At 71.0% G+C, this 23,303-nt stretch carries 27 protein-coding genes and 5 tRNA genes; 25 read left to right on the top strand and 7 right to left on the bottom strand.

What is annotated here, in order from left to right; translation table 11 throughout:
* The first annotated feature begins 149 nt into the window (after positions 1–149).
* The 6 genes from ACFW2Y_RS23235 to ACFW2Y_RS23210 all read left to right on the top strand — a co-directional run bounded on the left by ACFW2Y_RS23235 (position 150) and on the right by ACFW2Y_RS23210 (position 1,492).
* Positions 150–872, top strand: coding sequence for an HAD family hydrolase (locus ACFW2Y_RS23235; RefSeq protein WP_384882403.1), 723 nt, complete (start codon positions 150–152; stop codon positions 870–872).
* 93 nt (positions 873–965) lie between these two features.
* Positions 966–1,037 (top strand) — tRNA-Gln (locus ACFW2Y_RS23230).
* Positions 1,038–1,077: 40 nt separating this feature from the next.
* A tRNA-Glu gene (locus ACFW2Y_RS23225) sits at positions 1,078–1,150 on the top strand.
* A 61-nt stretch (positions 1,151–1,211) separates the two neighbouring features.
* A tRNA-Glu gene (locus ACFW2Y_RS23220) sits at positions 1,212–1,287 on the top strand.
* An 18-nt stretch (positions 1,288–1,305) separates the two neighbouring features.
* A tRNA-Gln gene (locus tag ACFW2Y_RS23215) sits at positions 1,306–1,377 on the top strand.
* A gap of 42 nt (positions 1,378–1,419) precedes the next feature.
* Positions 1,420–1,492: transfer RNA gene (locus ACFW2Y_RS23210), tRNA-Glu, on the top strand.
* 124 nt (positions 1,493–1,616) lie between these two features.
* Here the strand turns inward: ACFW2Y_RS23210 and ndgR are convergent.
* Entirely contained in the window at positions 1,617–2,333 is a 717-nt protein-coding gene (gene ndgR, locus ACFW2Y_RS23205) for an IclR family transcriptional regulator NdgR (protein WP_384882400.1), read from the bottom strand.
* 140 nt (positions 2,334–2,473) lie between these two features.
* On the opposite strand from ndgR, the gene leuC reads away from it, so the two are divergent.
* The 4 genes from leuC (at position 2,474) to ACFW2Y_RS23185 (ending at position 5,672) form a co-directional block, all read left to right on the top strand.
* Positions 2,474–3,898, top strand: a complete 1,425-nt coding sequence (gene leuC, locus ACFW2Y_RS23200; protein ID WP_384882397.1) for a 3-isopropylmalate dehydratase large subunit — start codon at positions 2,474–2,476, stop codon at positions 3,896–3,898.
* 6 nt (positions 3,899–3,904) lie between these two features.
* The gene (gene leuD / locus ACFW2Y_RS23195; protein WP_384882394.1) at positions 3,905–4,498 is read left to right on the top strand and encodes a 3-isopropylmalate dehydratase small subunit; all 594 of its coding nucleotides are present in this window, start codon (positions 3,905–3,907) and stop codon (positions 4,496–4,498) included.
* Between the two features lie 104 nt (positions 4,499–4,602).
* A complete protein-coding gene (locus ACFW2Y_RS23190; RefSeq protein WP_384882391.1) occupies positions 4,603–4,830 on the top strand; it encodes a hypothetical protein in 228 nt (75 codons plus the stop codon).
* A 143-nt stretch (positions 4,831–4,973) separates the two neighbouring features.
* A complete protein-coding gene (locus ACFW2Y_RS23185) occupies positions 4,974–5,672 on the top strand; it encodes an HU family DNA-binding protein (RefSeq protein WP_384882388.1) in 699 nt (232 codons plus the stop codon).
* 89 nt (positions 5,673–5,761) lie between these two features.
* On the opposite strand, the gene ACFW2Y_RS23180 is transcribed toward ACFW2Y_RS23185, so the two are convergent.
* Together ACFW2Y_RS23180 and cofC are read right to left on the bottom strand one after the other, a co-directional pair.
* A complete protein-coding gene (locus ACFW2Y_RS23180) occupies positions 5,762–5,971 on the bottom strand; it encodes a hypothetical protein (RefSeq protein ID WP_384882384.1) in 210 nt (69 codons plus the stop codon).
* Positions 5,972–5,981: 10 nt separating this feature from the next.
* Positions 5,982–6,638, bottom strand: a complete 657-nt coding sequence (gene cofC, locus ACFW2Y_RS23175) for a 2-phospho-L-lactate guanylyltransferase (protein ID WP_384882381.1) — start codon at positions 6,636–6,638, stop codon at positions 5,982–5,984.
* Between the two features lie 127 nt (positions 6,639–6,765).
* Here cofC and ACFW2Y_RS23170 point away from each other — a divergent pair, with 127 nt between their 5' ends.
* From ACFW2Y_RS23170 to ACFW2Y_RS23160, 3 genes are all read left to right on the top strand, one after another.
* A complete protein-coding gene (locus ACFW2Y_RS23170) occupies positions 6,766–7,518 on the top strand; it encodes a lysophospholipid acyltransferase family protein (RefSeq protein ID WP_384882378.1) in 753 nt (250 codons plus the stop codon).
* Complete coding sequence (locus ACFW2Y_RS23165; protein WP_384882374.1) at positions 7,515–8,516, top strand: NAD(P)H-dependent glycerol-3-phosphate dehydrogenase; 1,002 nt, start codon at positions 7,515–7,517, stop codon at positions 8,514–8,516. The genes ACFW2Y_RS23170 and ACFW2Y_RS23165 overlap by 4 nt, the downstream gene beginning before the upstream one ends.
* A gap of 88 nt (positions 8,517–8,604) precedes the next feature.
* Positions 8,605–9,744 carry a D-alanine--D-alanine ligase family protein gene (locus ACFW2Y_RS23160; RefSeq protein WP_384882371.1) on the top strand — a complete coding sequence of 380 codons (1,140 nt, stop codon included), beginning with the start codon at positions 8,605–8,607 and terminating at the stop codon, positions 9,742–9,744.
* A gap of 57 nt (positions 9,745–9,801) precedes the next feature.
* On the opposite strand, the gene ACFW2Y_RS23155 is transcribed toward ACFW2Y_RS23160, so the two are convergent.
* Both ACFW2Y_RS23155 and ACFW2Y_RS23150 read right to left on the bottom strand, forming a co-directional pair.
* Positions 9,802–10,299 carry a DUF3515 domain-containing protein gene (locus ACFW2Y_RS23155; protein WP_384882368.1) on the bottom strand — a complete coding sequence of 166 codons (498 nt, stop codon included), beginning with the start codon at positions 10,297–10,299 and terminating at the stop codon, positions 9,802–9,804.
* 20 nt (positions 10,300–10,319) lie between these two features.
* Positions 10,320–10,553 carry an Lrp/AsnC family transcriptional regulator gene (locus ACFW2Y_RS23150; RefSeq protein ID WP_017947604.1) on the bottom strand — a complete coding sequence of 78 codons (234 nt, stop codon included), beginning with the start codon at positions 10,551–10,553 and terminating at the stop codon, positions 10,320–10,322.
* 233 nt (positions 10,554–10,786) lie between these two features.
* Between ACFW2Y_RS23150 and ACFW2Y_RS23145 the strand changes: the two genes are divergently transcribed.
* Complete coding sequence (locus ACFW2Y_RS23145) at positions 10,787–11,749, top strand: thiamine-phosphate kinase (RefSeq protein ID WP_384882365.1); 963 nt, start codon at positions 10,787–10,789, stop codon at positions 11,747–11,749.
* A complete protein-coding gene (gene thiD, locus ACFW2Y_RS23140) occupies positions 11,746–12,549 on the top strand; it encodes a bifunctional hydroxymethylpyrimidine kinase/phosphomethylpyrimidine kinase (RefSeq protein ID WP_384882362.1) in 804 nt (267 codons plus the stop codon). The genes ACFW2Y_RS23145 and thiD overlap by 4 nt, the downstream gene beginning before the upstream one ends.
* Positions 12,550–12,678: 129 nt before the next feature.
* Here thiD and rpmB read toward each other — a convergent pair whose 3' ends face one another.
* A complete protein-coding gene (gene rpmB / locus ACFW2Y_RS23135; RefSeq protein WP_003957616.1) occupies positions 12,679–12,864 on the bottom strand; it encodes a 50S ribosomal protein L28 in 186 nt (61 codons plus the stop codon).
* Between the two features lie 237 nt (positions 12,865–13,101).
* Here rpmB and ACFW2Y_RS23130 point away from each other — a divergent pair, with 237 nt between their 5' ends.
* The 9 genes from ACFW2Y_RS23130 (at position 13,102) to mutM (ending at position 22,077) form a co-directional block, all read left to right on the top strand.
* Positions 13,102–14,739, top strand: coding sequence for a DAK2 domain-containing protein (locus ACFW2Y_RS23130; RefSeq protein ID WP_384882359.1), 1,638 nt, complete (start codon positions 13,102–13,104; stop codon positions 14,737–14,739).
* Positions 14,740–14,798: 59 nt separating this feature from the next.
* Complete coding sequence (gene recG, locus ACFW2Y_RS23125; RefSeq protein ID WP_384882356.1) at positions 14,799–16,988, top strand: ATP-dependent DNA helicase RecG; 2,190 nt, start codon at positions 14,799–14,801, stop codon at positions 16,986–16,988.
* 68 nt (positions 16,989–17,056) lie between these two features.
* Positions 17,057–17,641: a 16S rRNA (guanine(966)-N(2))-methyltransferase RsmD gene (gene rsmD, locus ACFW2Y_RS23120; protein ID WP_384882353.1), complete on the top strand. Its 585-nt coding sequence runs from the start codon at positions 17,057–17,059 to the stop codon at positions 17,639–17,641.
* A 26-nt stretch (positions 17,642–17,667) separates the two neighbouring features.
* Entirely contained in the window at positions 17,668–18,147 is a 480-nt protein-coding gene (gene coaD, locus ACFW2Y_RS23115) for a pantetheine-phosphate adenylyltransferase (protein ID WP_384882409.1), read from the top strand.
* Positions 18,148–18,257: 110 nt separating this feature from the next.
* The gene (locus ACFW2Y_RS23110) at positions 18,258–19,313 is read left to right on the top strand and encodes an ATP synthase F0 subunit B (RefSeq protein ID WP_384882350.1); all 1,056 of its coding nucleotides are present in this window, start codon (positions 18,258–18,260) and stop codon (positions 19,311–19,313) included.
* Between the two features lie 136 nt (positions 19,314–19,449).
* Positions 19,450–20,103, top strand: a complete 654-nt coding sequence (locus tag ACFW2Y_RS23105; RefSeq protein ID WP_384882406.1) for a YceD family protein — start codon at positions 19,450–19,452, stop codon at positions 20,101–20,103.
* A gap of 2 nt (positions 20,104–20,105) precedes the next feature.
* Complete coding sequence (gene rpmF, locus ACFW2Y_RS23100) at positions 20,106–20,279, top strand: 50S ribosomal protein L32 (protein ID WP_030496967.1); 174 nt, start codon at positions 20,106–20,108, stop codon at positions 20,277–20,279.
* 19 nt (positions 20,280–20,298) lie between these two features.
* A complete protein-coding gene (gene rnc / locus ACFW2Y_RS23095) occupies positions 20,299–21,093 on the top strand; it encodes a ribonuclease III (protein WP_384882348.1) in 795 nt (264 codons plus the stop codon).
* 123 nt (positions 21,094–21,216) lie between these two features.
* Positions 21,217–22,077 (top strand): bifunctional DNA-formamidopyrimidine glycosylase/DNA-(apurinic or apyrimidinic site) lyase, encoded by an 861-nt coding sequence (gene mutM, locus ACFW2Y_RS23090; RefSeq protein WP_384882345.1) that lies wholly within the window; start codon positions 21,217–21,219, stop codon positions 22,075–22,077.
* Between the two features lie 99 nt (positions 22,078–22,176).
* On the opposite strand, the gene ACFW2Y_RS23085 is transcribed toward mutM, so the two are convergent.
* A complete protein-coding gene (locus ACFW2Y_RS23085; RefSeq protein ID WP_384882342.1) occupies positions 22,177–22,563 on the bottom strand; it encodes a winged helix-turn-helix transcriptional regulator in 387 nt (128 codons plus the stop codon).
* A gap of 123 nt (positions 22,564–22,686) precedes the next feature.
* Here ACFW2Y_RS23085 and ACFW2Y_RS23080 point away from each other — a divergent pair, with 123 nt between their 5' ends.
* Positions 22,687–23,271, top strand: a complete 585-nt coding sequence (locus ACFW2Y_RS23080) for a flavodoxin family protein (protein WP_384882339.1) — start codon at positions 22,687–22,689, stop codon at positions 23,269–23,271.
* The last annotated feature ends 32 nt before the right edge of the window (positions 23,272–23,303 follow it).

Raw genomic sequence — 23,303 nt, 5'->3', positions numbered from 1 at the left:
GCCCCCGTTCCGTTCCCCTCACCGTCGGCCGGCGGCCGGGGGAGCGTCGTCCGGTCGTGAACCCCACCGCGGAGGACGCCCGGTCGCACCACGGGGCCGCCCCGCACGATCGCCCCCCGTCCGCCCCTCCCGCGCGGTACGGTCGGGGCATGGCCATCCGCGCGGTGCTGTGGGACGTCGACGACACGATCTTCGATTACGCCCGGGCCGACCGCGCCGGCATGAGCGCGCACTTGACGGCCGAGGGCCTGGCGGGCGGGGACGACTCCGTCGACCGGGCCCTTCACCGTTGGCGGGAACTCACCACGCTGCACTGGCGGCGGTTCGAGGCCGGCGGGGTCGACTTCCTGGAGCAGCGCAGGGACCGGGTCCGGGACTTCCTCGAAGAGCCCGGACTGCTCGGTGCCGAGGCCGACGACTGGTTCGAGCGGTACGTCGCCCACTACGAGGCCGCCTGGGAGCTCTTCCCCGACGCGCTGCCGGTGCTCGACCTCCTGGCGGGTGAGTACCGGCACGCGGTCCTGTCGAACTCCAGCATCCACAACCAGGACCGGAAGCTCCGGGTCCTGGGCGTGCGGGACCGTTTCGAGGTCGTGCTGTGCGCCGCCGAACTCGGAGTGGCCAAGCCGGCCCGGGAGGCCTTCCACGTGGCCTGCGCCGCCCTCGACCTGCCCCCGCAGGAGGTGGCGTACGTGGGCGACCAGCCCGACATCGACGCCCGGGGAGCGGAGGAAGCCGGGTTGCGGGGGATCTGGCTGGACCGCGCCGACACGGGCGGTCGGCCGGAGCTGGACCGGATCACCGACCTCCATCAGCTCCCCGCCCTGCTCCGCGGGGATACCCGTTTTGGAGCACCGTCCACCTTCGGGTAGTGTTCTTTCTGCGCCGAGGGGAACAAGCCGAAAGGCAAGAACCCGGAAAGCGCAAGCCGAACAAGATCCCCCTGGTGGGGGAGGTTGTCCCGGTGGCCTATGGTGTAATTGGCAGCACGACTGATTCTGGTTCAGTTAGTCTTGGTTCGAGTCCAGGTAGGCCAGCTCGCAGAGCTCATCTGCACCTGTGGATGGCATCCACGAAGCCCCCGTTGTGTAGCGGCCTAGCACGCCGCCCTCTCAAGGCGGTAGCGCCGGTTCGAATCCGGTCGGGGGTACAGATCCTTCCCGCAGGATCACTTGGGTAGCTCCCGGTGGTCTTGATGCAGGATCGCTAGGGCCCCCGTTGTGTAGCGGCCTAGCACGCCGCCCTCTCAAGGCGGTAGCGCCGGTTCGAATCCGGTCGGGGGTACCAACTGGTCTAAACCGCCAGTGGCCTATGGTGTAATTGGCAGCACGACTGATTCTGGTTCAGTTAGTCTTGGTTCGAGTCCAGGTAGGCCAGCGTAGTAAAGCCATGCGAGTACCTCGTTTGGCGGTAGATCTTGCCCCCGTTGTGTAGCGGCCTAGCACGCCGCCCTCTCAAGGCGGTAGCGCCGGTTCGAATCCGGTCGGGGGTACGCACAGAAGAAGCCCTTCCCTTCGGGGGAGGGCTTCTTCGCTGTACGTGTTCCGACACGCAACTCCGGCCCACCGCTGCGGCGTTGGAGCGGTGGGCCGGAAACGAACAGGGGCGGGAGGCGGTCAGCCGTTGCGGCGGAGGGCCTCGGAGAGGCGGGCGGCGGCGTCGATGACGGCCTGGGCGTGCATGCGGCCCGGGTGGCGCGTCAGGCGCTCGATGGGGCCCGATACCGAGACCGCCGCCACCACGCGGTTGGAGGGGCCGCGCACGGGGGCGGAGACGGACGCCACGCCCGGTTCCCGCTCGCCGATCGACTGGGACCATCCGCGGCGTCGCACGCCCGACAGGGCCGTTGCCGTGAAGCGGGCGCCCTGGAGGCCGCGGTGCAGCCGCTCGGGCTCCTCCCAGGCCATCAGGATCTGCGCGGACGAGCCGGCCTTCATGGTCAGCGTCGAGCCCACCGGGACGGTGTCCCGCAGGCCGGAGAGCCGCTCGGCCGCCGCCACGCAGATGCGCATGTCACCCTGGCGCCGGTAGAGCTGGGCGCTCTCGCCGGTGACGTCGCGCAGGTGTGTCAGGACCGGGCCCGCGGTCGCGAGCAGGCGGTCCTCGCCGGCCGCGGCGGCGAGCTCCGCCAGGCGCGGTCCCAGGATGAACCGGCCCTGCATGTCGCGCGCCACCATCCGGTGGTGTTCCAGTGCCACGGCGAGACGATGGGCCGTGGGTCGTGCGAGTCCCGTCGCCGCGACCAGTCCTGCGAGGGTGGTCGGACCGGACTCCAGGGCGCTCAGGACAAGGGCTGCCTTGTCGAGAACGCCTACGCCGCTAGAGTTGTCCATGCAACGATATTCGCGTCTCACTCTGTGAAACGCAAGTTCAATTTTCCGAGGACCTTGTCACTCTGGTGGTGCGGCCGCACAACGGCCCGCGGAACGGGTCTCTAGTTGTGCCGGCGTAGACGTCGGCCGGAGGGAAAGCGATGGGTAGGACACTCGCGGAGAAGGTCTGGGACGACCACGTCGTCCGGCGCGCCGAGGGCGAGCCCGATCTGCTCTTCATCGATCTGCACCTGCTGCACGAGGTGACCAGCCCGCAGGCCTTCGACGGCCTCCGGCAGAACGGTCGGCGGGTGCGGCGGCTCGACCTGACCATCGCCACCGAGGACCACAACACCCCCACCCTCGACATCGACAAGCCGATCGCCGACCCGGTTTCCCGCGCCCAGCTGGAGACCCTGCGCAAGAACTGTGCCGAGTTCGGCGTCCGGCTGCACCCGCTCGGCGACGTCGAGCAGGGCGTCGTCCACGTCGTGGGCCCCCAGCTGGGTCTGACCCAGCCCGGCACCACCGTGGTCTGCGGAGACTCCCACACCTCCACGCACGGCGCCTTCGGTGCGCTGGCGTTCGGCATCGGCACCAGCCAGGTCGAGCACGTGCTCGCCACCCAGACGCTGCCGCTGGCCCGGCCCAAGACCATGGCCATCACGGTCGACGGCGAACTGCCCGAGGACGTCACCGCCAAGGACCTGATCCTGGCGATCATCGCGAAGATCGGCACCGGCGGCGGCCAGGGCTACATCCTGGAGTACCGCGGTTCCGCCATCGAGAAGCTCTCGATGGAGGCCCGGATGACCATCTGCAACATGTCGATCGAGGCCGGCGCCCGCGCGGGCATGATCGCCCCCGACGAGACCACCTTCGCCTACCTGAAGGGCCGCGCCCACGCACCCGAGGGCGAGGAGTGGGACGCCGCCGTCGCGTACTGGAAGACCCTGAGGTCCGACGAGGACGCGACCTTCGACGCCGAGGTCGTCATCGACGCGGCCGAGCTGGCCCCGTTCGTCACCTGGGGCACCAACCCCGGCCAGGGCGCGCCGCTTTCGGCGAACGTCCCCGACCCCGCTTCGTACGAAGACGCTTCGGAGCGCCTGGCCGCCGAAAAGGCCCTGGAGTACATGGGGTTGACCGCCGGACAGCCGCTGCGCGACATCAAGGTCGACACCGTCTTCGTAGGCTCCTGCACCAACGGGCGCATCGAGGACCTGCGGAACGCGGCCTCCCTGTTGGAGGGCCGCAAGGTCGCCGACGGCGTCCGCATGCTGGTCGTCCCCGGTTCGGTCCGGGTCGCCCTCCAGGCCGTGGAGGAGGGGCTGGACCAGGTCTTCAAGGAGGCCGGCGCCGAGTGGCGGCACGCGGGCTGCTCCATGTGTCTGGGCATGAACCCCGACCAACTGGCGCCCGGTGAGCGCTCCGCGTCCACCTCCAACCGCAACTTCGAGGGGCGGCAGGGCAAGGGCGGCCGGACCCACCTGGTCTCCCCCCAGGTCGCCGCAGCCACCGCCGTGCTGGGCCACCTGGCCTCCCCTGCCGATCTGTCCGACGTCGCCACCACCGCGGGGGTCTGAGGAACCATGGAAGCTTTCACCACGCACACCGGTCGGGCCGTTCCGCTGCGCCGCAGCAACGCCGACACCGACCAGATCATCCCGGCGCACTGGCTCAAGAAGGTCACCCGGGACGGCTTCGAGGACGGCCTCTTCGAGGCCTGGCGCAAGGACTCCGAGTTCGTCCTCAACCGCCCCGAGCGGCAGGGCGCCACGGTCCTGGTCGCCGGCCCCGACTTCGGCACCGGCTCCTCCCGCGAGCACGCCGTCTGGGCGCTCCAGAACTACGGCTTCCAGACGGTCATCTCCTCCCGGTTCGCGGACATCTTCCGCGGCAACTCGCTGAAGAACGGTCTGCTGACCGTGGTCCTCCCGCAGGAGACGGTGGATGCCCTCTGGGAACTGACCGAGGCCGATCCGGCCGCCGAGGTCACCGTTGACCTGGAGGCCCGCAAGGTCTTGGCCGCCGGCATCGACGCCGACTTCGAGCTCGACGAGAACGCCCGCTGGCGTCTGCTGAACGGGCTGGACGACATCAGCCTCACCCTTCAGAACGAAGCCGACATCGCGGCGTACGAGGCGGCCCGACCGGCCTTCAAGCCCCGTACAATTACCGTCTGAGCAGCGCTTTTCCACGACTGCGCCCCCCACCGTCCGGTGGGGGGCGCAGTCGCTTGTTGAGACCCCGTCGGGCGACAACTCGCCCTAGATGGCACAATCGGTGCATGGAACGCGACAGCCAACTCGAGCTCTACGAGGCAGTCGCCGCCCGATTGAAGGAAGCGCACGCCAAGGTGCGCTCACTGCAAGTCCCGGAGGGCGTAAGGATGACGCTGTCCCGGAAGCTGCTGGTCGTCACGGCCGCGGCGAAGCACGATCTCAAGGGCGCGGCAACGCGCCTCGACCGGTTGATGAAGGACCTCGATGAGGGCCGATTCCCAGAGGACGACTGACACCAAGAACTCCGCAGCGGGACTTCCGCGTTGCGGCACTAGGGTGATTAGACCGTTTCGTGTTTGATTTGCGGTATATACATGCCTAACGTGCGAAAAAGCTTGAACACTTTCGTTCTGGCAATGTCTCCGAAGGGGAAGACGTGAACAAGGCGCAGCTCGTAGAAGCGATTGCCGACAAGATGGGCGGTCGTCAGCAGGCCGCCGATGCCGTCGACCACGTGCTCGACGCCATCGTGCGTGCCGTGGTCGCCGGCGACCGGGTCTCGGTCACGGGTTTCGGCTCGTTCGAGAAGGTCGACCGGCCGGCCCGCTACGCCCGCAACCCGCAGACGGGTGAGCGGGTCCGTGTGAAGAAGACCTCCGTCCCCCGCTTCCGTGCAGGTCAGGGCTTCAAGGACCTGGTCAGCGGCTCCAAGAAGCTCCCCAAGGGCGGTGAGGTCTCCGTCAAGAAGGCCCCCAAGGGCAGCCTCACCGGCGGTGCCTCCGCGACCGTGAAGAAGGCCGCGGCGAAGAAGGCCACCACCGCCAAGAAGGCCGCCGCGAAGAAGGCGACCCCGGCGAAGAAGGTCACGAAGGCCGCCGCGAAGAAGGCGACGCCCGCGAAGAAGGTCACGAAGGCCGCCGCGAAGAAGGCGACGCCCGCGAAGAAGGTCACGAAGGCCGCCGCGAAGAAGGCGACCCCGGCGAAGAAGACCACCGCGGCCGCCGCGAAGAAGGCGACCAAGGCCGCGGCGAAGAAGACCGCGCCGGCCGCGAAGAAGGCCACGGCGACGAAGGCGCCCGCCAGGAAGACGACGGCGCGCAAGACCACCGCCAAGAAGGCCGCCGCCAAGAAGTAGGACGCGCGCGGTACCGATCCGCCGGGCCGGGCTCCCCGAGGGGAGCCCGGCCCGCGGCGCGTCCGGACGGGACCCTTGCGGTTCCGGCCTCAGAAGGTCTGGAGCGTCACCAGGGTGACGCGGGGGGCGGCACCCGGAGCGCCCGGCTCGGTCTCGATCCGCACCCGCTGCCCCGGTCGGAGCAAGCGCAGCCCGCCCGCGTCGAAGGCGTCCGACCCGAACTCCACGGGGGTGCCGTCGTCGAGCAGCACACTGCCGCTGCGGGTCTCGGAGTCGTATGTGAACGCGGTCGCCTGCATGGACCGCAGCCTATCCGGCCGCCGTCAACCACCGGGCGGCCGTCCGCGGACCGAGCCCCAGGGCCAGGGCCGCCGCCAGGTCCTCCCCGGTGTCCACGTCCCGGCGTACGGAATCCACCCCGGCGAGCCTGATTTCCACGGCGCCCGACGACAAATGCCGCAGCCGCGATGCGCCCCCGAATGCGGGTTCCAATTCCACCTCCGGAGCTGCTGAGAGGAATGTCGTACCGATTTCGGCAGCATCCGCGAGAAAAGCCCTGGGAAAATTCCTGGCGGCGTCCAGCACCCGGGTCAGCTCCGCGGGGCGGAGTGCCGGCAGATCCGCGTTGAGCGCCGCCACGCGTGCGTGCGGTCGACCGGAGCGCACGGCACGGACCCCGTGCACGAGCGCCGCGTTGAGCCCGGACGCCGGTGCATCGGGCACGATCCGGGCCCCCAGCGCCGCGAGCGCGACCCCGGCCGTCGGGTCGTCCGTGACGACCGCCACATCGCGCACCCCCGCACAGTCCAGCGCCGCACCCACGGTGTCCTCGGCGAACGCCAGGGCGAGCCGGGGGCGCAGGCGGGCCCCCGTCGCCGGGGCGAGCCTGCTCTTCGCCAGGGCGAGCGGCTTCAGGGGCACGACCAGGGACCAGCCGTCGTGGGCGTCGGTGGGCTTCGGGTTCATCGGGTCCCATTCTGTCCCGCCCACGCGGCCCGCTGGCGGCCCCGGGGCGTACGGTGTCACTCGACAGACCAGGAGCATGGGGCGACACTTGACCCCCTGCCAGCCAGTCCCGGAGAAAGGTGTTCGAGTGTCCCGCCGCAGAATCGGCTTCTGGTACCGCCTCGCGGCGGTCATTGCCAAACCCCCCCTGGTGGTTCTGTTCAAGAGGGACTGGCGCGGCACGGAGCACATTCCGGCCGACGGGGGTTTCATCACGGCGGTCAACCACAACTCGTACCTGGACCCGCTGTCCTACGCGCACTACCAGTACAACACCGGTCGGGTACCGCGCTTCCTCGCCAAGGCGGGCCTCTTCAAGGGCGGCTTCGTCGGCACCATGCTCCGCAACACCGGCCAGATCCCCGTCTACCGCGAGACGACCAACGCGCTGGACGCCTTCCGGGCCGCCGTCGAGGCCATCGAGCGCGGCGAATGCGTGGCCTTCTACCCCGAGGGCACCCTCACCCGGGACCCCGAGATGTGGCCCATGGCGGGCAAGACCGGTGCCGCTCGCGTCGCGCTGCTCACCCGGGCCCCCGTCATCCCCGTGGCCCAATGGGGCGCCAACCTCGCGATGCCCCCGTACGCCAGGGAGAACAAGCTCCGGCTGTTCCCCCGCAAGACCCTGATCGTGCAGGCCGGTCCGCCCGTCGACCTCTCCCGCTTCCAGGGCCTCGAACCGACGCCCGAGGTGCTCCGCGAGGCCACCGAGGTCATCATGGCCGCGGTCACCGCCCTGTTGGAGGAGGTCCGCGGGGAGAAGGCGCCCGCCGAGCCGTACGACCACCGCAAGGCCCGTGAGGAGCAGCGGCGCAAGGCCGCGGGGGAGAGCAGCAAGTGACCAAGGCAGCCGTCTTCGGCAACGGATCCTGGGGCACCGCCTTCGCGATGGTGCTCGCCGACGCGGGGTGCGAGGTGAGCCTCTGGGGCCGCCGCGCGGACCTCGCGAAGGAGATCAACGCCACCCGGACCAACCCCGACTACCTCCCGGGCGTCGAACTCCCGCAGGGGATCACGGCCACCGCGGACCCGGCCGAGGCCGCCGGGGACGCCGACTTCACCGTCCTGGTCGTGCCCTCCCAGACCCTGCGCGGCAACCTCGCCGCCTGGAAGCCCCTGCTCGCCCCGGACACCGTCCTCGTCTCCCTCATGAAGGGCGTCGAACTCGGCACGGCGAAGCGGATGAGCGAGGTCATCACCGAGGTCGCCGACGTGCCCGCCGACCGCGTGGCCGTCCTCACCGGCCCCAACCTGGCCAAGGAGATCGCCGCCCGCCAGCCCGCCGCCTCGGTCGTCGCCTGCTCCGACGAGGCGGTCGCCCGGCGGCTCCAGGCCGCCTGCATCACCCCGTACTTCCGCCCGTACACCAACACCGACGTGGTGGGCTGCGAGCTGGGCGGCGCCGTGAAGAACGTCATCGGACTCGCGGTCGGCATCGCCAACGGCATGGGCCTCGGGGACAACTCCAAGGCCACGCTCATCACCCGCGGCCTCGCCGAGACGACCCGCCTCGGCCTCGCCATGGGAGCCGACCCGCTCACCTTCTCGGGGCTCGCGGGCCTCGGGGACCTGGTCGCCACCTGCTCCTCGCCGCTCTCCCGGAACAACACCTTCGGTACCAACCTCGGTCGCGGGATGACCCTCCAGGAGACCATCGCGGCCACCAAGCAGACCGCCGAGGGGGTCAAGTCCTGCGAGTCGGTGCTCGATCTGGGCCGGCGCCACGGCGTCGACATGCCCATCACCGAGACCGTCGTCTCGATCGTCCACGACGGCAAGCCCCCGGTCGTGGCCCTCAAGGAACTGATGTCGCGCAGCGCGAAGCCCGAGCGCCGCTGAGCCGTGCGGGGCCGCCACTGCGCCGTACGCGCGCGGGGGCAGCGGGGCGCTCAGGAGTTCGGGAACCGCAAGGTACCCTCATCGCGATATGAGCGAGAACACCCAGAGCCCCCGCAAGCCGCGCGTGGCCGTCGTCTTCGGCGGACGCAGCTCCGAGCACGCCATCTCCGTCGTCACGGCGGGCGCCGTCCTGAGCGCCATCGACCGGGACAAGTACGACGTGCTGCCCATCGGCATCACGACGGACGGGCGCTGGGCGCTCACCGCCGACGCCCCCGAGCGGATGGCCATCGCCGACCGCGCCCTGCCGAACGTCGCCGAACTGGCGGAGTCCGAGGAGGGCGGCGTCGTCCTCTCCGTCGACCCGGCCAACCGCGAGGTCGTCCTCACCGAGCCGGGCAGCGTGCCCAGGGCCCTCGGAGAGGTCGACGTGGTCTTCCCGATGCTCCACGGCCCGTACGGCGAGGACGGCACCCTCCAGGGACTCCTGGAGCTCTCCGGGGTCCCGTACGTCGGCGCGGGCGTCCTCGCCTCCGCCGTCGGTCAGGACAAGGAGTACATGAAGCGGGTCTTCGTCTCCTTCGGCCTGCCCGTCGGACCGTACGAGGTCATCCGGCCCCGCGAGTGGGAGCAGAACCCGGCCGCCGCCCGCAAGAAGATCGTCGAGTTCGCCGCCGAGCACGGCTGGCCCCTCTTCGTGAAGCCGGCCCGCGGCGGCTCCTCCATGGGCATCACCAAGGTCGACGACCTCTCCGGCCTGGACGAGGCCATCGAGGAGGCCCGCCGCCACGACCCCAAGATCCTCGTCGAGTCGCTGCTGCGCGGCCGTGAGATCGAGTGCGGGGTGCTGGAGTTCGAGGACGGACCGCGTGCCAGCGTGCCCGCCGAGATCCCCCCGGTGACCGACCACGACTTCTACGACTTCGAGGCGAAGTACATCGATTCGGCCTCCGGCATCGTGCCCGCCCCCATCGGGGACGAGGCCACCGCCGAGGTCCAGCGCCTCGCCGTCGCCGCCTACGAGGCCGTGTCCTGCGAGGGCCTGGTCCGCGCCGACTTCTTCCTCACCGAAGAGGGCGACTTCGTCATCAACGAGATCAACACCATGCCGGGCTTCACGCCCATCTCCATGTACCCCCGCATGTGGCAGGAGAGCGGCGTCAGCTACCCGGAGCTCGTCGACCGGCTCATCCAGGCCGCGTTGACCCGCTCCACGGGACTGCGCTAGCGGAACCCTCCTGCGGGCCCGCACCGGAGGCGGTGGAGCACGACGGCCGGAGTGCGGCTATCCGCACTCCGGTTCGAGCGCGCAGGGAACCGCCTTCGCCACCGGGACGGCGAGGTCCACGAGCGGACCGGCGTCGTGCGCGTACCGCCCGTCCAAGGCCACCTCGACATAGGCCTTCCGGTACACCGAGGTGAAACGGGGGCCGGTGCCCTCGCGCTGCTCCAGCATCCAGCGGACGCCGTCGGCGGAGACGGCCCGCACCTGGGGATCGCTCATCTTTTCGGGTCGGGGGACCCCGCAGCGCAGTACGATCGCACCGTCACCCCACCCGGCGGTCAACTCGGAGCCGGGCTCCGGGTCACTCCGCCCCAGCCCCGCCACGGTGTCGGGGAGCTCCTTCGCCAAGACCTGGCAGAAGGCGGCCTCCTCCGCCGGGGGACTGGGTACCGCGACGGACGCCGAGGCGTCCGGCGAGGAACAGCCGGCAGCGGCCAGCAGCAGGACGGCGGTCGCTACGGCGGCGGGCAGGCCGAAGGGCCGGTGGGAAGACGTCACCGGCCAAGCGTAGACGGGGGCTACAGATGAACGACCGGGCAGGTGAGGGTGCGCGTGATGCCGTCCACTTGCTGGACCTTGGCGACCACCATGCGGCCCAGCTCGTCAACGGTGTCCGCCTGCGCGCGCACGATGACGTCGTACGGACCGGTCACGTCTTCGGCCTGGATGACCCCCGGGATCTTGGAGATGGTGTCGGCGACGGTCGACGCCTTGCCCACCTCGGTCTGGATGAGGATGTACGCCTGAACCACGGAACCTCCAGGGCGACCACGAGGATCTTGTGGGAGAAAGAGACGCCACGGTACCGCGTCGCCGCGGGCCGCGGGGAGACCCGCGCGTCCGGAGGCGCCCGGGGCGTGGCGTACGCAGGACAGAAGTTGACGGTCTACTTGACGGTACCCAGCACGGTGACGGCCCGCGACCCGCGGCGCGCGACGACGCGCCCCCGCCCGCCGGCCGGCACGAAGACACGAGGTGAGACGCGGTGAAGGGCACAGTCGGAGAACTGGGCGAGTTCGGGCTCATCAGGGAGCTCACGTCCCGGCTCACCTCCACCCCGGCGGTGCGGATCGGGCCCGGCGACGACGCCGCGGTCGTGTCCGCCCCCGACCGGCGGGTGGTGGCCAGCACGGACATCCTCCTCGAAGGACGGCACTTCCGTCGCGACTGGTCGACGGCCTACGACGTCGGCCGCAAGGCCGCCGCGCAGAACCTCGCCGACATCGCTGCCATGGGCGCGGTGCCCACCGCGCTCCTCCTCGGCCTCGTCGTGCCCGCCGAACTCCCCGTCACCTGGCCGACCGAACTGATGGACGGGCTGCGCGACGAATGTCAGGTCGCCGGCGCGGCCGTGGTCGGCGGCGACGTCGTCCGCGGCGACACGATCATGGTCTCCATCACCGCCCTCGGCGACCTCCGCAACCACGATCCGGTCACCCGGGGCGGCGCCCAGCCCGGCGACGTCGTCGCCTACACCGGCTGGCTCGGCTGGTCCGCCGCCGGATACGCGGTCCTCTCCCGCGGATTCCGCTCCCCCCGCGCCTTCGTCGAGGCCCACCGCAGGCCCGAGCCGCCGTACCACGCCGGCCCCGCCGCCGCCGGCCTCGGCGCCACCGCCATGTGCGACGTCAGCGACGGCCTCATCGCCGACCTCGGGCACATCGCCGAAGCCAGCAAGGTCCGCATCGACCTCCGCTCCGGGCTCATCGACATCCCCACCCAGATGAACGACATCGGCCAGGCCGTCGGGGTCGACCCCCTGCAGTGGGTGCTCACCGGCGGGGAGGACCACGCCATCGTGGCCACCTTCCCGCCCGAGGTGAAGCTGCCCGCCCGCTGGAAGGTCATCGGCGAGGTCCTCCACCCCTCGGCGCTGCCCCAGGTCACCGTGGACGGTGCGCCCTGGCACAGCGCCGGGGGCTGGGACCACTTCGGGGAGACGGAGTGACCTCCCGACCCCCGCTCGTCCTCACCGTCGCCGGATCCGACTCCGGCGGCGGCGCGGGCGTCCAGGCCGACCTCAAGACCATGCTCGCGCTCGGCGTGCACGGCATGAGCGTGCTCACCGCCGTCACCGCGCAGAACTCACGGGGCGTCCAGGGAGTCTGGGAACTACCGGCGGAGGCCGTGCGGGCCCAGTACCGCGCCGTGGTCGACGACATCGGGGTCCAGGCCGTGAAGACCGGCATGCTGGCCACCGCCGCCCTCGTGGAGACCGTGGCCGAACTGCTCGCCGGGACACCCGGGACACCGGTGGTCGTCGACCCGGTGGGCGTCTCCAAGCACGGGGACCCGCTCCTCGCCGAGGCCGCGCTCGACTCCGTGCGCAGCAAGCTGCTGCCCCTCGCCACCGTCGCCACGCCCAACCTCGACGAGGTGGCGCAGCTCACGGGGGTCCGGGTGGCGACCGAGGGCGACATGCGGGGGGCGGCGGACGCCGTCCTCGCGTACGGGCCGCGCTGGGCCCTGATCAAGGGAGGACACCTCCCGTCCGGCGAAGAAGCCGTGGACCTGCTCACGGACGGCACCGAAGAGCTCTGGCTGCGGGCCCCGCGCCACCACAACCGGCACACCCACGGCACCGGCTGCACGCTCGCTTCGGCCGTCGCCTCCGGACTCGCCCGGGGCCTCGCGGTGCCGGAGGCCGTCCGTCGGGCCAAGGAGTACGTGACGGGAGCCCTCGCCGGCGGATTCGCGCTGGGCGAGGGCATCGGCCCGGTCGACCACGGGTGGCGCTTCCGGGGGTGACGGCCGGGCCGCCGACTCCTCAGCAGCGGCCCCGGGCACGGCGTCCGGGCATGGCAAGAGGCCGGTTCACCTGGGTGAACCGGCCTCTCAAGGCAACCGCAGGGGCTGCGCTACGACGGAACGTCGCAATTAGCGCGAGACCTTGCCGGCCTTGATGCACGAGGTGCAGACGTTGAGCCGCTTCGGCGTCCGACCGACCACGGCACGCACGCGCTGGATGTTCGGGTTCCAGCGACGGGACGTACGGCGGTGCGAGTGCGAAATGTTGTTGCCGAAGCCCGGCCCCTTGCCGCAGACGTCGCAGTTGGCAGCCACGGGTCACTCCAAAGACTTCAGAATTACGGTGAAATCCGGCGCACCGGAATCAGGAGTCTGAAGTGGCTTGCCGGGGAACGGCCCGGATTGAACCGGGCAACCGAAGCAGCATACAACGCCTGCTTCCGTGGAACGAAACTACCATGGTCTCCGCGGACCTCGCCCCGGGCCCCGGTCACGAGCGGGACGACCCCGGTCTACCCTGCGGTGAGCTCACCGCCGAAGGAGGACCCCCCGTTGTCGCGAGCCCTTCAGTCCGACGAGGAGCTCGTCGAGCTCGACGCCGAAGCGGTCCGGTCCTGGTGCGCGCGGGCCCTCGACGCCCTCGGGAGGGAGCGCGAGGAGATCGACGCGATCAACGTCTACCCGGTCGCGGACGGGGACACCGGCACCAACCTGTACCTGACGGCCGAGGCCGCCCACCAGGCCGTCGAAGCGGTCTTCGCCGCCTCCGTGCCCGACACCACCGAGACCGTACGGGCCATGGCCCACGGCGCCCTCCTCGGCGCCCGGGGCAACTCCGGCACCATCCTCGCCCAGCTCCTGCGGGGCATGGCCTCCGTCCTCACCGAAGGACGTGACGGTGATCACCTCGCCCGCGCCCTCGCCGAGGCCGCCGCCGCCGCACGGCGGGCCGTCGCCCGCCCCGTGGAGGGCACCGTCCTCACCGTGGCGACCGCCGCCGCGGTCGGCTGCGAGGCCGGCGGGAAGCTCGCGGAGGTGGCCGTGCGGGCCCACGACAGCGCCCGGACGGCACTGGAGGCGACCCCCGGGCAGCTCGACGTGCTCGGTCGGGCCGGAGTCGTCGACGCCGGTGGACGCGGCCTGGTCGCGGTCCTCGGGGCACTGGTGGAGACCGTCTGCGGTCAGGCCCCGGACCGCACGGATCCCGCACCCGGCGGCGCCCGGGCGCCCGGGGTCGTGCGGGCCGTCGGGCCCTGTGACGGGGAGACCGGACCCGCCTACGAGGTGATCTACCTCCTGGAGGCGACGGACGAAGCCGTGGAGCTGTTGCGGGCCCGGCTCGACGCACTGGGGGAGTCCCTGGTCGTCGTGGGCGGCGACGGGCTCTGGAACGTCCACGTCCACGTCGATGACGCGGGCGCCGCCGTCGAGGCCGGTGTCGAGGCCGGCCGGCCCCACCGCATCCGCGTCACCCACTTCGTGGCCGCGGGGGCCGCGGAGGCGACGGCTCACGGCCGGGGGGAACGCGCCCCCCGCGCGGTCGTCGCCGTCGTCCCCGGCGAGGGCCTCGCCGGCCTCTGCGCAGAGGCCGGTGCCACCACGGTCCGCGCCAGGCCCGGCGAGCCGCCCGCCGGCGACGAACTGGTCGAGGCGATCCGACGGGCGCACGCACGCGAGGTCGTCCTGCTGCCCAACGACACCGACCTCCGCCAGACCGCTGCCGCCGCCGCCGAACGCGCCAGGGCCGAAGGCATCCGCGTCGCGCTCATCCCGACCAGGGCCGCAGTCCAGGGCATCGCGGCCCTCGCCGTCCACGAACCCGACCGGCGCTTCGACGAGGACGTCGTCGCCATGACGGCCGCCGCCGGAGCCACCCGCTACGCCGAACTCGCCGTCGCCGAACGCCAGTCCTTCACCTCGGCCGGCGTGTGCCAGGCAGGCGACGTCCTCGGCCTCATCGAGGGCGACGTCGCCGTCATCGGCAAGGACCTGACCGAGACGGCCCGCACCGTCCTGGACCGCATGCTCTCGGCGGGCGGCGAACTCGTCACCCTCGTCGTCGCCGACGACACCCCGCCCGAGCTCGCTCCCGACCTGGAGCGCCACGTCCGCCGCGGTTACCTCGCCGTGGACACCACCACGTACCACGCGGGCGCGGGAGCTCCGCCGCTGCTCATCGGGGTGGAATAGGCGGCGTTCCCGGGGGTCGTCCACGGCCTTCGGTACGACTGTCGGTCCCGTGGTGTGCAATGGAGCACGTGCCCGCGCTCGACGAACCGCTCAAGAAGTCCCTCGGCCCCGCCACCGCCAAGGTCATGGCCGAGGCGCTCGACCTGCACACGGTCGGGGACCTGCTCCACCACTACCCCCGCCGGTACGCCGAGCGCGGGGAGTTGACCACGCTCGCCGACCTCCCGCTCGACGAGCACGTCACGGTGGTCGCCCAGGTCGCCGACGCCCGGGTGCTCACCTTCAACGGCTCCAAGGGGCGGGGCCAGCGCCTCGAAGTGACCATCACCGACGGCAGCGGCCGTCTCCAGCTGGTCTTCTTCGGCAAGGGAGTGCACAAGCCGCACAAGGACCTGCTGCCCGGCACCCGTGCGATGTTCGCCGGCAAGGTCTCGCTCTTCAACCGGCGCCTCCAGCTCGCCCACCCCGCCTACGAACTGCTCCGCGGCGACGGCGGGGAGGCCGTCGACGCCTGGGCCGCCGCCCTCATCCCGATCTACCCCGCCACCACCAAGCTGGAGTCCTGGAAGATCGCCAAGGCGGTCGACGCCGTCCTGCCGAGCGCCGCCGATGCCGCCGACCCGTTGCCGCCCGCCCTGCGCCGCGGTCGCGGCCTCGCCGAGCTGCCCGAGGCCCTGCGGAAGATCCACCGACCGCGCACCAAGGCCGACGTCGCCGAAGCCCGCGAGCGACTCAAGTGGGACGAGGCGTTCGTCCTGCAGGTCGCCCTCGCCCGCCGCCGGCACGCCGACACCCAGCTGCCCGCCGTCCCCCGCAGACCCGTCCCCGACGGCATCCTCGACGCCTTCGACGCCACCCTGCCCTTCACCCTCACCGAGGGCCAGCGGAAGGTGTCCGCGGAGATCTTCGACGACCTTGCCACCGAGCACCCCATGCACCGCCTCCTCCAGGGAGAGGTCGGCAGCGGCAAGACGATGGTGGCGCTGCGCGCGATGCTCGCCGTCGTCGACTCCGGTGGGCAGGCCGCGATGCTCGCCCCCACCGAGGTCCTCGCCCAGCAGCACCACCGCTCGGTCACCGAGATGATGGGTGAGCTCGCCGAGGGCGGAATGCTCGGCGGCGCCGAGCGCGCCACCAAGGTCGTCCTGCTCACCGGCTCCATGGGCGCCGCCGCACGCCGCCAGGCCCTGCTCGACCTGGTCACCGGCGAGGCGGGCATCGTCATCGGCACCCACGCGCTGATCGAGGACAAGGTCAAGTTCCACGACCTGGGCCTGGTCGTCGTCGACGAACAGCACCGCTTCGGCGTCGAACAGCGGGACGCGCTCCGGGGCAAGGGGAAGCAGCCGCCGCACCTCCTGGTGATGACCGCCACCCCGATCCCGCGCACGGTGGCCATGACGGTCTTCGGGGACCTGGAGACCTCCGTCCTCGACCAGCTGCCGGCCGGCCGCTCCCCGATCGCCAGCCACGTCGTGCCCGCCGCCGACAAGCCGCACTTCCTGGCCCGTGCCTGGGAGCGGGTCCGCGAGGAGGTCGGGAACGGGCACCAGGCGTACGTCGTCTGTCCCCGCATCGGTGACGAGGAGGACCAGAAGAAGGCCAAGGCGTCCCCGGAGGACGCGGCGGAGAAGCGCCCGCCGCTCGCCGTCCTCGACGTCGCCGAGGGGCTCGGCACCGGCCCCCTCGCCGGGTTGAGGATCGCCGTGCTGCACGGTCGCATGCATCCGGACGACAAGGACGGGGTCATGCGCCGCTTCGCCGCCGGCGAGGTCGACGTCCTCGTCGCCACCACCGTCATCGAGGTCGGCGTCAACGTGCCCAACGCCACCGTCATGGTCATCATGGACGCCGACCGCTTCGGCGTCTCCCAGCTCCACCAGCTGCGCGGCCGGGTCGGTCGCGGTTCGGCTCCCGGGCTCTGCCTCCTCGTCAGCGAGATGCCCGAGGCCAGCCCCGCCCGGCAGCGGCTGAACGCCGTCGCCACCACCCTCGACGGCTTCGAGCTCTCCCGCATCGACCTCGAACAGCGGCGCGAGGGCGACGTCCTCGGACAGGCCCAGTCGGGCGTCCGGTCCTCCCTGCGGGTCCTCACCGTCATCGACGACGAGGAGGTCATCGCCGCCGCCCGGGAGGAGGCCACCGCACTGGTCCTCGACGACCCCGACCTCACCGCCCACCCGGGCCTGCGCACCGCGCTCGACGCCCTGCTCAGCGAGGAGCGGGAGGAGTACCTGGAGAAGGGCTGACCACGGGGCCCCGGCAACCGCCATAAGCTGGGGCTTGACGCAACGGCTCAGGGAGAACGAGGACACCGATGACCCGCGTGATCGCCGGCACCGCCGGTGGGCGCCGCCTGGCCGTGCCGCCTGGCAACGGCACCCGCCCCACCTCCGACCGGGCGCGCGAGGGCCTCTTCTCCACGTGGGAGGCGTTGCTCGGCACCCTCGACGGGACCAGGGTGGCCGATCTGTACGCGGGTTCCGGAGCCGTCGCCCTGGAGGCGCTCTCCCGGGGCGCGGTCCACGCCCTCCTCGTCGAGGCCGACCCCCGTGCGGCGAAGACGATCCGGGAGAACGTCCGCTCGATCGGGCTTCCCGGAGCCGAACTCCGCACCGGGAGGGCCGAGCAGGTCGTGGCGGGCGCGGCCCCGGCAGAACCGTACGACGTGGTCTTCCTCGACCCGCCGTACGCCGTCACGGACGCCGATCTCCGCGAGATTCTCCTCACACTGCGCTCGGAGGGCTGGTTGAGCGAGGATGCCCTCGTCACGGTGGAGCGCAGCACCCGAGGCGGAGAGTTCGGCTGGCCGGCCGGATTCGAGGCCCTGCGGTCCCGTCGCTACGGCGAGGGAACGTTTTGGTACGGTCGCGCCGCCTCTACGTGCGAAGACGCACGATGACCGGACCGGAGAGCGAGGGACCCAAGTTGCGCCGCGCCGTCTGTCCGGGGTCATTCGACCCCATCACCAACGGACACCTCGACATCATCGCCCGTGCCTCCAAGCTGTACGACGTCGTGCACGTCGCAGTGATGATCAACCAGTCGAAGAAGGGCCTCTTCACGGTCGAAGAGCGGATGGAGCTGATCCGCGAGGTCACCGCGGACTTCGGCAACGTCGAGGTCGAGTCCTTCCACGGCCTGCTCGTCGACTTCTGCAAGCAGCGCGACATCCCCGCGATCGTCAAGGGCCTGCGCGCGGTCAGCGACTTCGACTACGAACTGCAGATGGCCCAGATGAACAACGGCCTCTCGGGCGTGGAGACCCTGTTCGTCCCCACCAATCCGACGTACAGCTTCCTCTCTTCCTCCCTGGTCAAGGAGGTCGCGGCCTGGGGCGGGGACGTGTCCCACCTCGTGCCGCCGACGGTGCTTCCCCGGCTGACCGAGCGGCTCGCACAGGGATGACGCGCGGCCACCGCCACTGACGCTCCGTCACTTGGTGTCGGACGGGCGCCGACTGCCCTTACAGTCGTCCCGTCCGTCTCCATCCAGCTGTAGAGAGTGGCGAGCACCAGGTGGACGTCCAGAAGAAGCTCGACGAGATCGTCGCGACCGTGCAGGGCGCCCGCTCCATGCCGATGTCGGCATCCTGCGTGGTCAACCGCGCCGAACTGCTCGCCATGCTCGACGAGGTGCGCGAGGCCCTGCCCGGTTCGCTCGCCCAGGCCCAGGAGCTGATCGGCGACCGTGAGCAGATGGTCCAGCAGGCCCGCCAGGAGGCCGAGCGGATCATCGAAGCCGCGCACGCCGAGCGGGGGTCGATCGTCTCCGACACCCAGGTCGCCCGGGAGTCGCAGGAGGAGGCCGACCGGATCCTCGCCGAGGCCCGCCGCGAGGCCGAAGAGGTGCGGGCCGAGGCCGACGACTACGTCGACTCCAAGCTCGCCAACTTCGAGGTCGTGCTCAACAAGACCATCGGCTCCGTCGACCGCGGGCGCGAGAAGCTCCTCGGCCGCGGCCCGGGGCTCGACCAGGACGGCTATGCCGACGCGGACGCCCCCGAGTACAGCGCCGACCCGCAGACGCTGATCCAGCGGGCCGACGACTACGTGGACGCCAAGCTCGGCGCCTTCGAAGCCGTCCTCAGCAAGACCCTGGAGGCCGTCGGGCGGGGTCGGCAGAAGCTGCACGGCCGGATCGCCACCGATGCCCTCGGCGAGCACATGGCCGCCCAGGACAGCCTCGGCCCCGCGGCGCACACCAGCGGTGCCGACTACCTGGCCGGGCTCGAAGGGCTCTCCGACCCGGAGCCGGCGCAGCCGCAGATCCCCGCCCAGCAGCCCGACCCGTACGGCTACCCGCAGCAGGATCCGGCCTACTCCGGCACGGGTGCCGCCCCCGCCGGAGCGACCTACGCCGCGCCCTACGAGGCGCAGGACGCCTACGGCTACCAGCAGCCCGATCCCTACGCGTACCAGGGGCAGTACGGCTACGAGCAGCAGCAGTACGACCCCCAGGGCCAGGGCCAGCCCCACCAGCCGCAGCAGGTCGCCGCGCTCGACGAGACCAGCTTCTTCGACACCGGCATGATCGACCTGGAGCAACTGCGCCGCTACGAACAGGGCCAGTAGCGGGCGGGGGCCGGATTGGGCGCTGGGCGAAGCGTCCAGTATCCTGGCCCTTCGGTCGCGCTATGTCCGCGATCCTTGCTGCCCACGTCCGGCAGCCTCCTCCACGAAGCAGAACGATCCGAAAGCAGGAAGAGCCCTGAGTACGCGCCTCGACCACCGCAACCCCCTCGTGTTCGACACGCACGAGCTGGGGCGGCGTCCCGGTGCGCTCCAGCGGCTCTCCCGCTCGGCCGAGGCCCCCGGGGAGTTCGGCGTCGAAGGAGTCATCGGAGTGCCCGAGGGCTCTCCGGTGGAGATCGACCTCCGCCTCGAGTCGGTCATGGAAGGGGTGCTCGTCACAGGCACCGCCCGTGCATCGGCCGAGGGGGAGTGCGTAAGGTGTCTGGAGCCCGTCGAGATCGACCTCGACGTGGACTTCCAGGAGATGTTCTCGTACCCCGACTCCGACGACCGGGGCCGCTCCAAGGCGGTCGCGGACGACGAAGCCGAGGACGACGAGGACATGATCCCCCTCGAGGACGGCATGTTCGACCTCGAACCCGTGCTGCGTGATGCGGTGGTGCTCGCACTGCCGATGCAGCCGGTGTGCCGGGAGGACTGTGCGGGGCTGTGTTCCGAATGCGGAACCAACCTGAACGAGAACCCGGACCACCACCATGAAGCCGTCGACATCCGTTGGGCGGCACTGCAGGGACTCGCCGGTTCGCTGGGAACCGATGAGAAGGACAACATGAGCGGCAAAGCCTCTGACGGGGACGTCCGAAGCGCCGCCGAGAAGCAGGAGAAGTAGCCGTGGCTGTTCCGAAGCGGAAGATGTCGCGCAGCAACACGCGCCACCGCCGGTCGCAGTGGAAGGCTGCGGTCCCCACCCTGGTTTCGTGTGAGCGTTGCCAGGAGCCGAAGCAGCAGCACATCGCGTGCCCGAGCTGCGGCACCTACAACAAGCGCCAGGTCCTCTCGGTCTGAGTGGCTGGTGAGAGGCACGATGTCTGAGAACATCAGCGCAGCCTCGTCCCACACGCTTCTGGAAGGGCGGCTCGGGTATCAGCTCGAGTCCGCCCTTCTGGTGCGTGCGCTGACCCACCGCTCGTACGCGTACGAGAACGGCGGTCTGCCCACCAATGAGCGACTGGAGTTCCTCGGGGACTCCGTGCTCGGTCTGGTGGTCACGGACACGCTGTACCGCACCCACCCCGACCTGCCGGAAGGCCAGCTGGCCAAACTGCGGGCCGCGGTGGTCAACTCGCGTGCACTGGCGGAGGTCGGTCGCGGCCTCGAACTCGGCTCCTTCATCCGGCTCGGCCGGGGCGAAGAGGGCACGGGCGGCCGGGACAAGGCGTCCATCCTCGCCGACACCCTCGAAGCGGTGATCGGTGCGGTCTATCTCGACCAGGGCCTCGAAGCGGCGGCCGAGCTGGTGCACCGGCTCTTCGACCCGCTGATCGAGAAGTCCTCGAACCTCGGTGCGGGGCTGGACTGGAAGACCAGTCTCCAGGAACTCACCGCGGCCGAGGGACTCGGTGTTCCCGAGTACCTCGTCTCCGAAGAGGGCCCGGACCACGAGAAGACCTTCACCGCTGCCGCCCGCGTCGGTGGTGTCTCGTACGGCACCGGCACTGGCCGCAGCAAGAAGGAAGCGGAACAGCAGGCGGCGGAATCCGCTTGGCGCGCCATCCGCGCGGCAGCGGACGAGCGCGAGGCCGCGGCCAAGGCCGCAGCCGAAGCGGGCACGGGAGAGGTCGCCGACCCCTCTCCGACCGCGAACCGGACGTCGGCCTGACGGCTGCCCCCGCTTCCTGAGAACCCCGTCCCCGGACCCGTCCGGAGACGGGGTTCTCGTCCTTTCCGGATGTTCTGCGGCGGTAGGGTTGAGCCGCTGTCGAAGACGTCCGGAGGAGTCGCCGTGCCCGAGCTGCCCGAGGTCGAGGTCGTACGGCGCGGTCTGGAGCGCTGGGTCGCCGGACGGACCGTGGCCGAGGTCGAGGTCCTGCACCCGAGGGCCGTGCGGCGCCATCCGGCGGGGGGCGAGGACTTCGCGGCACGGCTGGAGGGACAGCGCTTCGAGGGGGCGCGCCGTCGTGGCAAGTACCTCTGGCTGCCGCTCGCCGACACCGGTACGGCCGTGCTCGGACACCTCGGCATGAGCGGCCAGCTGCTCGTCCAGCCGGAGGGCGCCGAGGACGAGAAGCACCTGCGCATCAGGGTCCGCTTCGACGACGCCGCCGGCACCGAACTCCGCTTCGTCGACCAGCGCACCTTCGGCGGGCTCTCGCTCCACGACCAGACTCCCGACGGACTGCCGGACGTCATCGGGCACATCGCCCGCGACCCGCTGGACCCGGCGTTCGACGACTCCGCCTTCCAGAGCGCCCTCCGACTGCGCCGCACCACCATCAAGCGGGCGCTGCTCGACCAGTCCTTGATCAGCGGCGTCGGCAACATCTACGCGGACGAGGCGCTCTGGCGGTCGAAGCTCCACTACGACCGCCCCACGGCCACCCTGAACCGTCCGCGTTCGGCCGAGCTGCTCGGTCACGTCCGGGACGTGATGAACGCCGCACTCGACGCCGGCGGCACCAGCTTCGACAGCCTGTACGTGAACGTCAACGGCGAGTCCGGCTACTTCGACCGCTCGCTCGATGCCTACGGGCGGGAGGACGAGCCCTGCCGCCGTTGCGGCACCCCGATGCGGCGGCGGGCCTGGATGAACCGGTCCAGCTACTTCTGCCCGCGCTGCCAGCGCCCGCCGCGCACCGCGGTCTGAGTTCCGGGCACCACACGCCACGGACCACGGTCCGCGCTCCGGGGACTGCCTGCCCGGTGCGCACCGTGGCCCGCCCGAGTTCCGGGTGCCGTCCTGCGGTCAGGCGCCGTCGGCCGTCGCACGTTCCGCGTCGTAGCTCGTGCGCGCCGCCTCCACCTGGTCCATCCGCCCTTCCAGCAGTTCGATCAGCCCGATCAGCTGCTCCGCGATCTCCCGGCCGAGCGGGGTGAGCCGGTAGTCGACCCGCGGGGGGTTCGTCGGCTGGGCCTCCCGGTGGACGAGACCGTCCCGCTCCAGGGCGTGCAGCGTCTGCGACAGCATCTTCTCGCTGACGCCGTCGACCCGTCGCCGCAGCTCGTTGAAGCGGAACGTCCCCGCGTGCAGGGCACCCAGGGTCAGGCTGCCCCAGCGGCCCGTCACGTGCTCCAGCGTGCAGCGCGAGGGGCAGGTGCGCGCGAAAACGTCGTAGGGGAGGTCGTCGGTCATGACACCACCGTACTCCCGCACAGCGCTTACCAGGGGAAGGGCGCTAACCAAAATCTTGCGCTATCTATAAGTTAGTGCTCTACTTCTGGTCGTCCCCCTGCACAGTCCTTCGAGGAGTCCCTTGTGACCAGCCCCGTCGTCTCCATCGCCTACCACTCCGGTTACGGACACACGACCGTCCTCGCCGAGGCCGTTCGTGCCGGCGCCGCCGACGCGGGTGCCGTCACCCACTTGATCAAGGTCGACGAGATCACCGAAGCCGAGTGGGAGCTGCTGGACGCCTCCGACGCGATCGTCTTCGGGTCCCCGACCTACATGGGCACCGCCTCCGGCGCCTTCCACCAGTTCGCCGAGGCCACCTCGAAGCGCTGGTTCACCAACGCCTGGCTGGACAAGATCGCCGCCGGCTTCACCAACTCCGGCTCCAAGAGCGGCGACAAGCAGCAGACCCTGCAGTTCTTCCAGACCCTCGCCGGCCAGCACGGCATGACCTGGGTCAACCTCGGCCTGAAGCCCGGCTGGAACAGCAGCGAGTCCTCCGAGAACGACCTCAACCGCCTGGGCTTCTCCGCCGGCGCCGGCGCCCAGACCCCGACCGACCTCGGCCCGGACGCCGTCCACAAGGCCGACATCGCCACTGCCGAGCACCTCGGCCGGCGGGTCGCCGACACGGCCCGCACCTTCGCCGCGGGCAAGGTGTCCGTCTGACACCCGCCGCCCGTCCACATGTGAGGGGACCC

Origin of the sequence: Streptomyces sp. NPDC058877 (assembly GCF_042742855.1) — a bacterium.
Lineage (GTDB): Bacteria > Actinomycetota > Actinomycetes > Streptomycetales > Streptomycetaceae > Streptomyces.
The sequence above is the reverse complement of the archived record's forward strand: the minus strand, read 5'-3'. Positions and strand labels throughout refer to the sequence as shown.

Coding starts and splice junctions, on each gene's coding strand:
- ACFW2Y_RS23235 (WP_384882403.1), top strand. CDS start 150: ATGGCCATCCGCGCGGTGCTGTGGGACGTCGACGACACGATCTTCGAT.
- rsmD (WP_384882353.1), top strand. CDS start 17,057: ATGACCCGCGTGATCGCCGGCACCGCCGGTGGGCGCCGCCTGGCCGTG.
- ACFW2Y_RS23180 (WP_384882384.1), bottom strand. CDS start 5,971: ATGCAGGCGACCGCGTTCACATACGACTCCGAGACCCGCAGCGGCAGT.
- leuC (WP_384882397.1), top strand. CDS start 2,474: ATGGGTAGGACACTCGCGGAGAAGGTCTGGGACGACCACGTCGTCCGG.
- ACFW2Y_RS23160 (WP_384882371.1), top strand. CDS start 8,605: ATGAGCGAGAACACCCAGAGCCCCCGCAAGCCGCGCGTGGCCGTCGTC.
- leuD (WP_384882394.1), top strand. CDS start 3,905: ATGGAAGCTTTCACCACGCACACCGGTCGGGCCGTTCCGCTGCGCCGC.
- recG (WP_384882356.1), top strand. CDS start 14,799: ATGGAGCACGTGCCCGCGCTCGACGAACCGCTCAAGAAGTCCCTCGGC.
- ACFW2Y_RS23085 (WP_384882342.1), bottom strand. CDS start 22,563: ATGACCGACGACCTCCCCTACGACGTTTTCGCGCGCACCTGCCCCTCG.
- rnc (WP_384882348.1), top strand. CDS start 20,299: ATGTCTGAGAACATCAGCGCAGCCTCGTCCCACACGCTTCTGGAAGGG.
- ndgR (WP_384882400.1), bottom strand. CDS start 2,333: ATGGACAACTCTAGCGGCGTAGGCGTTCTCGACAAGGCAGCCCTTGTC.
- ACFW2Y_RS23190 (WP_384882391.1), top strand. CDS start 4,603: ATGGAACGCGACAGCCAACTCGAGCTCTACGAGGCAGTCGCCGCCCGA.
- cofC (WP_384882381.1), bottom strand. CDS start 6,638: ATGAACCCGAAGCCCACCGACGCCCACGACGGCTGGTCCCTGGTCGTG.